General features: G+C 50.7%; 12 protein-coding genes. All 12 read right to left on the bottom strand.

Going from position 1 to position 12,253, the window contains the following annotated elements; all coding sequences use genetic code 11:
- Positions 1-5: 5 nt before the first annotated feature.
- The 12 genes from EYB30_RS10600 to EYB30_RS10545 all read right to left on the bottom strand — a co-directional run bounded on the left by EYB30_RS10600 (position 6) and on the right by EYB30_RS10545 (position 12,173).
- The gene (locus tag EYB30_RS10600) at positions 6-1,142 is read right to left on the bottom strand and encodes a hypothetical protein (RefSeq protein ID WP_166838886.1); all 1,137 of its coding nucleotides are present in this window, start codon (positions 1,140-1,142) and stop codon (positions 6-8) included.
- Positions 1,143-1,205: 63 nt separating this feature from the next.
- The gene (locus tag EYB30_RS10595; protein WP_166838885.1) at positions 1,206-1,508 is read right to left on the bottom strand and encodes a hypothetical protein; all 303 of its coding nucleotides are present in this window, start codon (positions 1,506-1,508) and stop codon (positions 1,206-1,208) included.
- Entirely contained in the window at positions 1,505-1,897 is a 393-nt protein-coding gene (locus EYB30_RS10590; protein WP_166838884.1) for a hypothetical protein, read from the bottom strand. Before EYB30_RS10590 ends, EYB30_RS10595 begins: the two co-directional genes overlap by 4 nt.
- Before the next feature lies 1 nt (position 1,898).
- Positions 1,899-2,903: a DNA/RNA non-specific endonuclease gene (locus EYB30_RS10585; RefSeq protein ID WP_166838883.1), complete on the bottom strand. Its 1,005-nt coding sequence runs from the start codon at positions 2,901-2,903 to the stop codon at positions 1,899-1,901.
- Between the two features lie 126 nt (positions 2,904-3,029).
- Entirely contained in the window at positions 3,030-3,608 is a 579-nt protein-coding gene (locus EYB30_RS10580; RefSeq protein WP_166838882.1) for a GNAT family N-acetyltransferase, read from the bottom strand.
- A 134-nt stretch (positions 3,609-3,742) separates the two neighbouring features.
- Complete coding sequence (locus EYB30_RS10575) at positions 3,743-5,392, bottom strand: S8 family serine peptidase (RefSeq protein ID WP_166838881.1); 1,650 nt, start codon at positions 5,390-5,392, stop codon at positions 3,743-3,745.
- Between the two features lie 290 nt (positions 5,393-5,682).
- Positions 5,683-7,236: an apolipoprotein N-acyltransferase gene (gene lnt, locus EYB30_RS10570; RefSeq protein ID WP_241698010.1), complete on the bottom strand. Its 1,554-nt coding sequence runs from the start codon at positions 7,234-7,236 to the stop codon at positions 5,683-5,685.
- A 4-nt stretch (positions 7,237-7,240) separates the two neighbouring features.
- Positions 7,241-8,113 (bottom strand): HlyC/CorC family transporter, encoded by an 873-nt coding sequence (locus tag EYB30_RS10565; RefSeq protein WP_166838880.1) that lies wholly within the window; start codon positions 8,111-8,113, stop codon positions 7,241-7,243.
- 33 nt (positions 8,114-8,146) lie between these two features.
- Positions 8,147-8,608, bottom strand: a complete 462-nt coding sequence (gene ybeY / locus EYB30_RS10560; RefSeq protein WP_166838879.1) for an rRNA maturation RNase YbeY — start codon at positions 8,606-8,608, stop codon at positions 8,147-8,149.
- On the bottom strand, positions 8,608-9,612 hold the full coding sequence (locus EYB30_RS10555) for a PhoH family protein (RefSeq protein ID WP_166838878.1): 1,005 nt from the start codon (positions 9,610-9,612) through the stop codon (positions 8,608-8,610). Before EYB30_RS10555 ends, ybeY begins: the two co-directional genes overlap by 1 nt.
- A 45-nt stretch (positions 9,613-9,657) precedes the next feature.
- Positions 9,658-11,091, bottom strand: a complete 1,434-nt coding sequence (miaB, locus tag EYB30_RS10550) for a tRNA (N6-isopentenyl adenosine(37)-C2)-methylthiotransferase MiaB (protein WP_166838877.1) — start codon at positions 11,089-11,091, stop codon at positions 9,658-9,660.
- A 233-nt stretch (positions 11,092-11,324) separates the two neighbouring features.
- Positions 11,325-12,173 carry a DMT family transporter gene (locus EYB30_RS10545; RefSeq protein WP_166838876.1) on the bottom strand — a complete coding sequence of 283 codons (849 nt, stop codon included), beginning with the start codon at positions 12,171-12,173 and terminating at the stop codon, positions 11,325-11,327.
- Positions 12,174-12,253 lie beyond the last annotated feature (80 nt).

Genomic DNA, 12,253 nt, shown 5'->3' with positions numbered 1-12,253 from the left:
GTTGCTCAGATAATGGTCTGCACACCGGGCAAAACGTCATCCGTTGTGATATGAAAATCATAACCGTCATTGCGCTCGGTACAAAATGCAATGCGGCTGAGCGCCATCCGGCTGACACAAATGTAAACCTTAAAACGGCGGTTTGGAAACGTGTTCTGTAACAGCGTCTTCAGTTTAGTCGCAAATGCCAGCGCGATCGTAGGTAGTAGATCTTCCTTGGCAGGAGCTTTGCCGGTTAAGCCACCAAATTTACGGTAAATTTCGTCAAAGTGCTCTGATGATTGCAGCAAATCCCATAACGAGAATCTGTTGTACAGTGCTTCCTGTTCTGAATCTGTATAAGCGGGCAAATACTGCTCTTTAGCCAGGTATACACCGCCATCGCATTCAACAAATGCTGGTTTAAAGCGATCAATATCTGGCTGAAAATCGGCAACGGATAGCGTCGTTGCTTCCAACTGCGCTAGCTGTTCCTCAGTCATCGCTTGTTGCAAAGCGTACTCTTTTGCAAACAGCTCACTGGCTATGCTGATCTCATGTTCAACGCGTTTATGTGCAGCCTCGCCCATAATAGCGGCGACATCTGCCAGAAAGCACTCGTGGCTTTGGTCACCTGCCTGTAAGGTGATTAAACCACCTTGCTGAATATAATCCCGCATAGCAGGCTGAGTTACGGCCTTTTTAAGCTCGTTGATAACCCTAGCGTGTATACGGTTGTGGATCTGCTCTGTTTCAGTATCGGTTTCGTCGAAATAGTCATTACTGTAGTCGTCAAGCTCATCACAATACATTGATAACGATTCCAGAACCTGTTGTGTCATTGGCATCATGCTTTCCAGCGAAGTATCACTATGATGAGGTGAGTCACACGGGCTCCAGCGTAATTGCTGCTTAATATCATCAACCGCTAGCATGGAGTGCACAGCATAAGCGCGGGCTACTTTTTCTAAACCTGCTTCACTGGCCAGAGTAGGAAGGCAATAGCTCCAACTGCCTGCGCAATAATACAGCCCTATGTTATAGATACGACAATGCGCATTGTCTTTAAGCAGTGTACCCAACGCCTCTGGCACTTCTTGCGCCAGAGCGTTGTTAAGCTGGTCCAGCAATATGGTTAAGCTTGGTTCGGTATTCGTTTGCATAATTGGTATATCACTTCAATGTTGTTTGCTGTACACAGTTACTGATTTGGTGCGGTTACTAGGTTAGGCCGCTGCTTCACTGCTAATGTGTGTTGATCGTTTTGATGAGCTCTCTGTGTTGCAAATGTCGGCGCTTAGTGAATCCAGTAATTTACCGTAAGCTGCAAGCGCCGCTTGCTGGTTGCAGTAGTACCGGTTACTCAACCGATACCAGTTGTTGCAGCGGTAGCCGGGGATGTACAGGCTAAAGCCGGGTTTACTATGCTGTAGTTTAACCAGCGCCAGCAGGTTTTTACCCTGCTGTTGCCATAGCTTAAGTTCAGCTTTTGCTTGTGTCAGGTTTATGGTCATTACCGTTGCGATCAATTAAATACCGGGCGCAGTTGCTCACGCATAGCGCGGTAATTAGCCGGGCCCATATTCCAGCGCTTGGGGTTATCAAACTCGAAGTCGATATGAATTTTTCCGGCTGAGTTCATTTGGATAAGCAGCTGCACAAATTTATGGCCGCAGGCTTCGAATATGGCATTTTGGAATTCGCGGATTTTCTGATTTAGCGCCATTGGTTCGCCCTTTATTCCAGCTGCGGCAGGAATAATGTCATCATCAACATATATGAAGCCAGAATTAGCCATATGCCCTTCTGTGATATCAAATACAAATGCAAGAGCATTCCAGGCTGGCTCTTCCAAAACATCCTGACAGCGTAAAACTAAATTTCTTAAATCATCGAAGTATTTTGGATCAATATTCATTTTAACCTCTGTAATCCTGCATATCTTTACGGGCAACACGCTCAAAAGTTTCACCACGCTGATTGTTGAATTCATGACGGCGCCTGAAAACTCGTTTGCCTGTATTTTTGTCGTAGACATTATACTCTGCAATAACGTTATCTGGTCTTTCGGCACCGGGCGGATCTAATTCGACCGTTAACCGGACCTCATAACCCTCTTTGGTCCAGTCTTCCCACTCATTTTCCATCGATTTATACGCGCCGCGGTTTAAGTTAGCATCTTGCGGAAACAGGTTCTTTAAGCCCTGGTCGCTCATAAAACGGTGGCCGATAATATGACCGCCATCATCAGAGCTTAAGCGGGCATCACCACCTACGGTGCGTTGATGCTGCTTTTCCTGTGATGTGCGGGCTTCACTATACGTGCTGGTTAACGTGGCAGTTACCGAGAGCGGACGGCCTTGCTCATCTATTACCCACACAGCTTCGTTGTCACCAAAACGCTCGGTTACATTTTGCGTTGCCGGCGCGGAACTAGCTGACGTATCTGTACTGCTATGCGCTGCCGTTGTGGCATTAGCGCTATCTGTGGGTGTAACACCGCCACCGGGTTTAAGCGCTTTTTTGCGGGCGGGTGCAAGGGCCGAGCTGCTAGTTTCTGGTGCTAAGCCGCCGTCGCCTATGCCATTGTCTTCTGGTGGTGCACCCCAGCCTTCGGTTAGTTGCCAAATACGCATTTCATCCGCGGCGAAGATGTCAAGCAGTGCATCACGCAACTGAAAATCAGTAAATGTCGATAAATCAAAAGCCCAGGGCTTGGCATGTTGATATATGTCTGCCCAGATTTGGCGTAAATTCCAGTGCGGTACTAAATCGTGCAGAAAATAACAACCAAAAACTCTGTCGTGAACCCATGTTACGTAATCTTCACCTAAATCAACTCTGGCTAATAAACTGGTGCTGCACAAATAGGTTTTGCCCCACTTATCTTCCAGTAATACGCCATCGTACTGACGGTCTGGCATCCTGCGACCTTATTTTGAATTAAAAGTTAATGTGTGGGTAATTGGGTGTGAATTTTCGTGACTATGGTGAACGTTGTCAACCCGGAATTCGTATCGGTGATAGTCATCAAGCGGATAAGAGAGCGATTAAAGTTCAGCAAACGCCGGGTGGTACAGCACCTGGCCGGTTTTTTCCCTGACAGCCCCGTCGGTTAGTTCCAGCAACATAAAGGCCTCGTCTGCCACCGGCCACGGGCAACGGATGCCATAGCCACTGGCCGGTACAAAACCAAACCTGGGGTAGTAAGCCGGATGCCCAAGCACCACTACTGCCTGAATGCCCCTTTTTTTGCACTGCTCCAGCCCGGCGCGGACTAATGCCGAACCAATGCCCTGGTGCTGCAGCACATTGCTGACGGCCATCGGCGCCAATACCATGAGGCGGGTATCCGGATAATGCTCCAGCGTCGCCGGTGAAAACAGTATATGTCCGACTACCTTGCCATGTTGCTCGGCAACCAGGGCGACGCAGTCATCCTGCGCCTGACGCAGTTTAGTGATCAGCTTTACTTCGGCTTCGTTGTTAAAGGCGTGGCGTGTCAGGTTGGCGATGGCGTCAATATCGGCGGCGGTTTCCGCTCTGACCGTGGTGTCATACCCCAGCGCGTGCCAGGTAGTGTTACGACGGCGCTGCAAGGTGCGGCTGATGTTGTGCAGTAAGGTCATCTTAAAGGCCGGCAAAGCATTAGCGTGCTTTTAGTCTACCCTACTGAGCCGGGTTCTCAAGCTGTTTTGTTAACAAATTTAGTCGTTAAAAACAAAACAGCCGGCACTGGGCCGGCTGTTGTCAACTTAACAAATTAACCGCATTTTCTCGGGCCGCCTTTACAGCTGCCGCCGGTATCACCACCAGTGTCGCCACCGGTGTCACCACCGCCAGAGCCTGTACAGCCGTTAACGCTCAGATAGTCGTATGCCGCTTTAGCTTTAACAATACCATAGCCAAAGTACACGTCTTTACCGGCAGCACCAGCATCCTGTGCTGTGGCTTTTAACGCGTTACGAATTTCAGTACCGCTACAGCTTGGGAAGTTTGACCATACCAGTGCCGCTACACCGGCTACGGCAGGTGTGGCCATTGAGGTACCGCTCATATAGCCGTAGTCGCTGCTTTCGATGGTGACGGTCATCGTGCTGGCCGCTAACAGCGCTGAACGGTCTTCCTGTGCAGCACCTACTGCCGGGATAGATGTAGTATTAGCTGTGCCTTCACCTAAAGTGCCATACAGCATACCGGCTTCGTTATTGATAATAACAGCGCCAACACCGCCTGAGTTTTCGCAGTTTTTCACCTTGTCATGGAATGAAATAGTACCACGATCAATGACGCACACTTTACCAGCAGCGCCACTGTCTGTTGCAGTAGCTAAACCCATAAAATAGGTGTTGGCTGTTGCTGAGCCGGCATTTTCCATTGCAGACGAGGCAAAAGCGGTGCTACCTGCGTACAGTGATGATGAGGTAGCGCCGTCAGCCGGGTAGGTAGACAGGGTATCAACGCCGCCAGCGGTCACTTCAACACAGATCTTTTCGTCTGTGGTGGCACGCTTACCTGAACCTGAAGTGCAGCTTGGGAACTGCGAGAAATCGGCAATGGCATTGTTGGCGTCATTGGCACCGATCATCATTACTGATGGGTAGCCAGCAGGGTATGAACGTACGTTGTTGCCATCGTTACCGGCTGCAGCTAATACTAAGCCACCGTTGTTGGTAAAGGTAGCAAAGGCATTGGATTCTGTGCTGTTAGCACCGCCGCCACCCAGGCTCATGGTAATAATGTTAGCGCCGGCCGCGGTACATTTTTGTGCCGCATAGGCCAGATCAGAAGAGTAACCCCAGCCTTCAGCATTAAATACTTTGATAATGTGCATGGCTACGCCAGGTGCCATACCTACTACGCCAACGCCGTTATCGGCAGCGCCGACAGTACCGGCGACGTGGGTACCGTGTGGGCCGCCAGCAACATCCCAGCTACCTGTGCCTGAGTCGTTATCACCGGTGATATTGCCCCAGTCGAAATCTACGTTTGAGCGGTCCAAACCTGAGTCGATAACACAAACTTTCATGCCAGCGCCCAAGTTTAAGGCTACCTGATCTGCCTGAGATTGGTACACCGCATAAGGTGTTAACTGCTCAGTCATAGGGTTGCCCAGGTCATCGTTATAGATAGCCAGTGGCTTACGCACAACGTCTTCTTCTACCAGTTTAATATGTGGGTTGTTTAACAAACCTTTGATTTCGCTTAATGACTTGCCGCTAAACTGTGCCGCAATAAAGCCATCGGCATCCACTTTTACGTCACCGCCCAGCTGTTTCGCCAGTGCTTTAACCACGCCTTTTTTGCTGTTATCAACCTGAATAATGACGCGATCTGACGCTGCGGCTGCAGCGGTAAAACCCATTGCCAGCAGGGTGGCAGTCGCAATTGTGGACAATTTATTATATTTCATTAACTTACTTCCTCTGGATGTTGCTTTAATCAGTCATGGTTGCTGATTTTACTTGTTATTGGTCGCACTCTGTTGGTGCTTTATCGCATTGCTGTTTTATTCAGCATGCTGACTGTTTTGCCACAGAAAAAAAACTATTGCAATCTGTTCGAAAAAGTTCCCGAAAACGGCTGATTTATGTGATTTTCGTGAAATTGGTTAACTAAATATCTGTTACAAATTGTAATTAAGCTGGTTTTTCTAAGGCGTGTAGAAATAAATAAGGTTAGATGTTTAGCAGTCTGCTGGCTTTATGCTGTTGCTGCACGACGACGTTGCAGCACGGCGCCTGCCAGTAAGATAATGGCGCATAATAGGGCTAATGGCCCACTGCCAAAGCGGCTGTAGGGCGTGCTGCCAACGGTTAGTGTTAGCTCATCTTGTAGTACCGCTGCGCTAAACTGCGGCAGACGCTTACTGATGCTGCCATCGGCAGCAAGGGTTGCGGTAACACCATTGTTTGTCGCGCGCAGCAGCGGCCGGCCAAACTCCAGTGCCCGCATCTGGGCAATTTGTAAATGCTGGTGTGGGCCTATGCTGTCGCCAAACCAGGCATCGTTGCTGACGGTTAGCAGCAGCTGAGTGTCGGCGGTCATATTGGCAGCTATCTGAGATGGAAACGCAATTTCAAAGCAAATAGCCGGTAGCAAGTGAAAGCCATTCGCCACCAGATTAGGCTGCACATAACTGCCGCGGCTGAACGAGCTCATGGGTAAATCGAAAATCGGTGCCAGCTGGCGCAACACGCTTTCAAAGGGTACAAACTCGCCAATCGGCAGCAGGTGATGTTTGCTGTAGCGGTTGCCGTGGCCATAAAAATAATCGCCATCGGTCGAGTCTGGGTAGCGTTTACCCAACACAATCAGATTGTTCCAGGCTTGCTGGGTGTGAAAGTTGTAGTCCAGAATGCCGCTGATCACCGCCGTATCGGCATAAAGGGCGGCGCGGTTGAGGTTGTCCAGATAATTTTCAGCCAGTGGCTCCAGCCTTGGAATGGCCGCCTCGGGCCAGATGACTAAATCGGTTTGAAAATGCGGCCGGGTTAAGTCCATATATTTCAGCATGGTGGGTTGTTCTTGCTCGGGAACCCAGCGCAGTTCTTGTTTTACATTGCCTTGCACCAGCAATACCGAAAGCTGCTGCTCACTGTAGTGCCAGCCATTAAAGTTGCTTAACATCGGGCTGATAACAAACAGTGCAGCGGCAATAATAATATAGCCATAGCGACTGATGTGGGCGCTGTGGCTAAACAGCTGTGCAATGGAGGCTGCGGCAAACACCAGGAGAAAGCTGATACCGGTTTCGCCCAGCAAGGGCGCAAAATCGGTCAGGCCATGGCTGGTTTGACTGTAGCCAAGCGACAACCACGGGAAGCCGGTTAGTAACCAGCTGCGCAGCCATTCGGATAGGGTCCAGCAGGCGGCAAACAACAACGGCATAACTGGTATGTAGCGTAGTTTATAACTTAGCCAGCTGGCAAAGGCCGGAAACAGCGCCAGGTAGGCTACCAGCAGCGCCATCAGGGCTAAACTGCCTGCCAATGGCAGGCCACCAAACTCGGCGATGCTGACGTGAACCCAGCTGATGCCAGCGCCAAACCAGCCGATACCAAAACTAAACCCCGTCAGTGCTGCACTGCGCGCCGACGTTGCGCGGTTGAGGCAAAATACCAGCAAGGCCACCGTACATAAGGGCAACCACCACAGGGTAAAAGGTGCAAACGCCAGGGTGGTACTGCCGCCAGCTGCCATTAACACCAGCTGCGGCAATAACGCCTGTAGTTTGTGGGAAACGACTGCGCGCAACGGCTTAACTTTCCTCTGCCACAGCGTTCTCTTTGGCGCGGATCACCTGCAGTTGCACTAAGCGGCGGCTGTTAGCCTTACTGACCTTAAAGGTTAAGCCCTGCAGCTCAATGCTTTCACCTTTGGCCGGCATATGGCCAAAAGCATGCAGTACTATGCCGCCAATGGTGTCGGCGTCTTCTTCGTCAAAGGCGGTATTAAATGATTCGTTAAACTCGTCCAGTGGCGTCAGAGCACTAACCTGAAATACCCGTGACGCCATTTTTTTGATGTCATGCTCTTCTTCGTCGTCGTGCTCATCTTCAATTTCGCCGACGATTTGCTCCAAAATATCTTCAATGGTTACCAGGCCAGACACACCACCGTATTCATCGACGACAATCGCCATATGGTAACGTTTTTGGCGGAATTCTTTGAGCAGCGCATCAACCCTTTTGCTTTCCGGAATGATCACCGCCGGGCGCAGTAAGTCGCGTAGATGCCAGTCGGTCATGGTCGGGTCCAGCGCATATTGCAGTAAGTCTTTTACCAGCAAAATGCCTTCGATATGATCTTTATCTTCGTTGACCACCGGGTAGCGGCTGTGATTATTTTCCAGCAGGATCGGCAGCATGTCGGTCACACTGTCGTCGATATCGATAGTGGCCATTTGCGAGCGCGGGATCATAATATCGCGGGCACGCATGCTGGAAACGTCCAGTACACCGTGCAGCATACTTTTGGTGTCGATATCAATCAGGTCGCGCATTTGTGCTTCACTGATGATGTCCTGTAAATCTGAAATATCCTGTGGTTCTGCGCTGAATATACTGGCTATTCGCTCCAGCCAGGATTTACCGGCAGAACCGCGACTAGAGTGGGGATTGTCGTCACTCATGGGTGAACTGTTACTCCAAAAGACAAAGAAATCCTATTCGTCATCCAACAAATAGGGGTTACTAAAGCCAAGTTGCTGCAATATGGTGACTTCTTCGGCTTCCATTTGCGCGGCATCGTCGTCATTTATATGGTCAAAGCCGAGTAAATGCAAGCTGCCATGCACCACCATATGTGCCCAATGTGCGTTTAAGGTCTTATTTTGCTCGGCGGCTTCCTGTGCCACCACCGGTGCGCAGATCACTAAATCGCCCAGTAATGGCAGCTCAATACCCGGTGGGCACTGAAACGGAAAGCTCAGCACATTGGTTGGCTTCTCTTTGCCGCGGTAGTTGTGGTTAAGTTGCTGGCTTTCGTCGTTATCCACTATCCGCACCGTCACTTCGGCATCCGCTTGAAACGGCAAAATAGCCGCGTCCAGCCACTGTTGGATCTCGGTTTCAGTGGGTAAATTAGCGGCGCTTGAAGCCAGCTGTAAATCCAGAGTTATGGCCATTATTCGCCCTTAGCGGCCGCAGTGGCGGCCAGTTTGGCCGCTTCATGCGCTTCATAGGCCATAACAATACGCTGTACTATCGGATGGCGCACCACGTCTTTGGCGGTAAAATGGTTAAAGCTAATCTCGTTCACGTCACCGAGGACGTCGATAGCGTGTTTTAAGCCGGAATACTGGCCACGCGGTAAGTCAACCTGGGTAATATCACCGGTGATCACTGCCTTAGAGCTAAAGCCAATCCGGGTTAAGAACATTTTCATTTGCTCTACCGTGGTGTTCTGGCTTTCATCGAGAATAATAAAGGCATCATTTAAGGTGCGTCCGCGCATGTAGGCCAGCGGCGCTATTTCGATAATGCCGCGCTCCAGATACTTTTCGACCTTTTCAAAGCCGAGCATCTCAAATAAGGCGTCGTACAATGGCCGCAGGTAAGGGTCAACTTTTTGTGCCAAATCGCCGGGTAAAAAGCCGAGCTTTTCGCCCGCTTCCACCGCTGGCCGGGTTAAAATAATACGCCGCACCAAATTGCGCTCTAACGCATCGACCGCGCAGGCCACGGCTAAATAGGTTTTACCGGTACCGGCCGGGCCTATGCCAAAGCAGACATCATGGCTTAACACATTGCCAACATAGCTGGCCTGGTTCGGGTTACGTGGTTTAATTAAGCCTTTTTTGGTTTTCAGGCTAAAATCGCGTGCCTCACCATCGGCTTGCTGATACTGAATATCGTAGTTTTCACTGATCACTAAATGTACCTGCTCCGGCGTTAACTCACTGTCCGGCGCAGCGGTGGCGCTATACAGCTGCTGCAGTACATCCATCGCTGCGGCAACGTTATCGGCCGGGCCGGTAATTTTCAGCTGATTGTCGCGATGGCTAATGTCCACCAGCAAGCGGCGCTCGACATGCTTTAAGTTATCATCAAAAGGGCCACATAACAGGGTTAAGCGTCTGTTGTCAGCACCGTCCAGTGTGAATTCTGCAGTATGTAAAGGTGTGCTCAAAAGCCGGCCTCAGTGCAAAAGGGGGCCACAAGGCCCCCGGGAAAGTTAAGGTGTAAAGCTGGCCACGCCCAGGGCATCGGCAGCGGGTTCCGCTTTTTGTCGCGCCAGAATTTGTTGTGGTGCGGTGTCACGGCGCAGCCCCATATCACGCTCGGTACGTATCAGCTCGCCGCGTAAGGAATTACTGAATACATCGGTAATTTTCACGTCGACAAACTGACCAATCATATCCGGCGTGCCCTGAAAGTTCACTACCCGGTTATTCTCAGTGCGGCCGGTCAGCTCCATAATGTCTTTTTTCGACGGGCCTTCAACCAGAATACGCTGTTCAGTGCCGAGCATGCTGCGGGCAATCTTCAGCGCTTGCTGGTTAATGCGGTCTTGCAGGATATACAAACGCTGTTTTTTCGCCTCTTCGCTAACGTCATCCGGCAAGTCGGCGGCTGGCGTACCGGGGCGGGCGCTGTAAATAAAACTGAAGCTCATATCAAAGTTGATGGCGGCGATTAAGTCCATTGTCGCCTGAAAATCTGTATCGTCTTCACCGGGGAAGCCGATAATAAAGTCAGATGACATGCTTAAATTCGGCCGGATTTTCTTCAGCTTGCGAATTTGCGCTTTATATTCCAGTGCGGTATGGCCACGCTTCATCAGGTTTAAAATACGGTCGGAGCCACTTTGTACCGGCAGGTGCAGGTGATCAACCAGCTCAGGCACGTCACGGTAAACCTCGATAATGTCGTCAGTAAATTCAACCGGATGCGAAGTGGTGTAGCGAATGCGGTCGATGCCGTCGATAGCCGCTACCAAACGCAATAATTCTGAGAAATGACAGATGCTGCCGTCAAATTTTTCACCGCGATAGGCGTTTACGTTTTGCCCCAGCAGGTTGACTTCGCGCACGCCTTGCTCGGCGAGCTGGGCAATTTCAAACAGTACATCATCTAAAGGCCGGCTGACTTCTTCACCGCGGGTGTAGGGCACCACGCAGAAAGTACAGTATTTTGAGCAGCCTTCCATAATTGACACAAAGGCGCTGGGGCCCTCAGCGCGAGGCTCGGGCAGGCGGTCGAATTTTTCAATTTCCGGGAAGGATACGTCCACTACCGGTGATTTATTGCCCTGCACAGCATTAATCATCTCGGGCAGGCGGTGCAGCGTTTGCGGGCCAAACACAATATCAACGTAAGGCGCGCGTTCGCGAATAGCCGCGCCTTCCTGTGAGGCGACACAGCCGCCAACACCGATAACTAAATTCGGATTTTTTTCCTTAAGTGGACGCCAGCGCCCCAGCTGATGGAATACCTTCTCCTGGGCTTTTTCACGAATAGAGCAGGTGTTGAGCAAAATAACGTCTGCTTCTTCTGCTTCTTCGGTCAGGGTAAAGCCATGAGTGGCGTCCAGCAGGTCGGCCATTTTCGATGAATCGTATTCGTTCATCTGGCAGCCCCAGGTTTTAATGTGCAGCTTTTTGCCCATTGCGTGTTGTTACCTGTATTGTCACTTGGAAAAAAGGGAGCGTATTTTAGCCTGTTCGAGCCTGCGTTGCCAGCACTGGCTTAAAATGACTATTCCTGAGAGAGGCCGAGATCGGTTTACTCACGTCAACACGCCGTAAACCCATCCGTGGGGGCTCGATTCGGCCATCCTGGCCTGCAACGGTTGCCTTAGAGTAAACCGATTCCGACCTTTTGGCTTCAGCTGTAGATCCGTCACAACAGCCTTTGCCGGGTAGTGATATAGCCGGCGTAGAAAATCACCAGCACGCCGCCAAACCAGGCCATGGTTACCGGTTCTTGCCAGAACAAATAGCCAAATAAACCAGCAAAAATCACGCTGCTGTAGGTCCACATGCCAATGTCGCTGGCCGGTGCGATAGCGTAGGCGCGGGTCATCGCCAGCTGCCCAATGGCCGCCAGAACCCCCATAGCGATAAAGGCCAGCCAAACGTCGTGAGTTAGCGGCTGCCAGTAAAATGGCAGTGGTATCGCTGACAGCACGGCGGTCAGCAGTGAAAAATAAAATACAATACGCACTGCCGGTTCGGTATCCGACATATAACGGATAGTGGTTTTAGTGACTGCCACCAGCACGGCCGACAGCAAGCCAATCAGCATAATGGCATTGGCTGTGCCCGTGCCGCCGGGCAGCGCCAGCATTACGCCGATAAAGCCCAATAAAATGCCAAATAAGGTCACCCGGCTGGGGCGCTCTTTTAACCAAAAGCGGGCAATAAGTGGCACGATAAACGGCGATAGCAGCAATACCAGCATACCTTGCGCCAGCGGCAGACGGGCCAGTACATAAAAGAAGCAGTACATAGAGATGATGCCGGTTAACGCGCGGCTAAGGTGCAAATACCAGCGCTTGGTTTTTAGCAGGCTAAAACCGTGGCGGTATAAAAACGGCAGCATCAACAGCAGAGCAAAGAAGTTGCGGAAAAATACCACCTGGGCTTCAGATGCAGTGCTGCTGGTAAACTTTACCACGGCACCGATACCGGCGAAGCAGGCTTCGGCCAGCAGTAACAGCAAGGCCCCTTTAACTAAAGGCGATAACATAGTGGTCCGCAGCAATACACAGGGCAGTGCAGTATAGCAGAGTGCAGTTGCAGGCTGAGCCCGCTGGTGCAGAAATTATC

It is taken from the genome of Rheinheimera pleomorphica (assembly GCF_011634895.1).
Classification (GTDB): domain Bacteria; phylum Pseudomonadota; class Gammaproteobacteria; order Enterobacterales; family Alteromonadaceae; genus Alishewanella; species Alishewanella pleomorphica.
This window is presented reverse-complemented; position numbering and strand designations above follow the sequence as displayed.

Excerpts from the sequence above, each read along its gene's own strand:
- EYB30_RS10600 (WP_166838886.1), bottom strand. The coding sequence starts at position 1,142 with ATGCAAACGAATACCGAACCAAGCTTAACCATATTGCTGGACCAGCTT.
- EYB30_RS10590 (WP_166838884.1), bottom strand. The coding sequence starts at position 1,897 with ATGAATATTGATCCAAAATACTTCGATGATTTAAGAAATTTAGTTTTA.
- EYB30_RS10585 (WP_166838883.1), bottom strand. The coding sequence starts at position 2,903 with ATGCCAGACCGTCAGTACGATGGCGTATTACTGGAAGATAAGTGGGGC.
- EYB30_RS10580 (WP_166838882.1), bottom strand. The coding sequence starts at position 3,608 with ATGACCTTACTGCACAACATCAGCCGCACCTTGCAGCGCCGTCGTAAC.
- EYB30_RS10575 (WP_166838881.1), bottom strand. The coding sequence starts at position 5,392 with ATGAAATATAATAAATTGTCCACAATTGCGACTGCCACCCTGCTGGCA.
- EYB30_RS10565 (WP_166838880.1), bottom strand. The coding sequence starts at position 8,113 with ATGAGTGACGACAATCCCCACTCTAGTCGCGGTTCTGCCGGTAAATCC.
- ybeY (WP_166838879.1), bottom strand. The coding sequence starts at position 8,608 with ATGGCCATAACTCTGGATTTACAGCTGGCTTCAAGCGCCGCTAATTTA.
- miaB (WP_166838877.1), bottom strand. The coding sequence starts at position 11,091 with ATGGGCAAAAAGCTGCACATTAAAACCTGGGGCTGCCAGATGAACGAA.
- EYB30_RS10545 (WP_166838876.1), bottom strand. The coding sequence starts at position 12,173 with ATGTTATCGCCTTTAGTTAAAGGGGCCTTGCTGTTACTGCTGGCCGAA.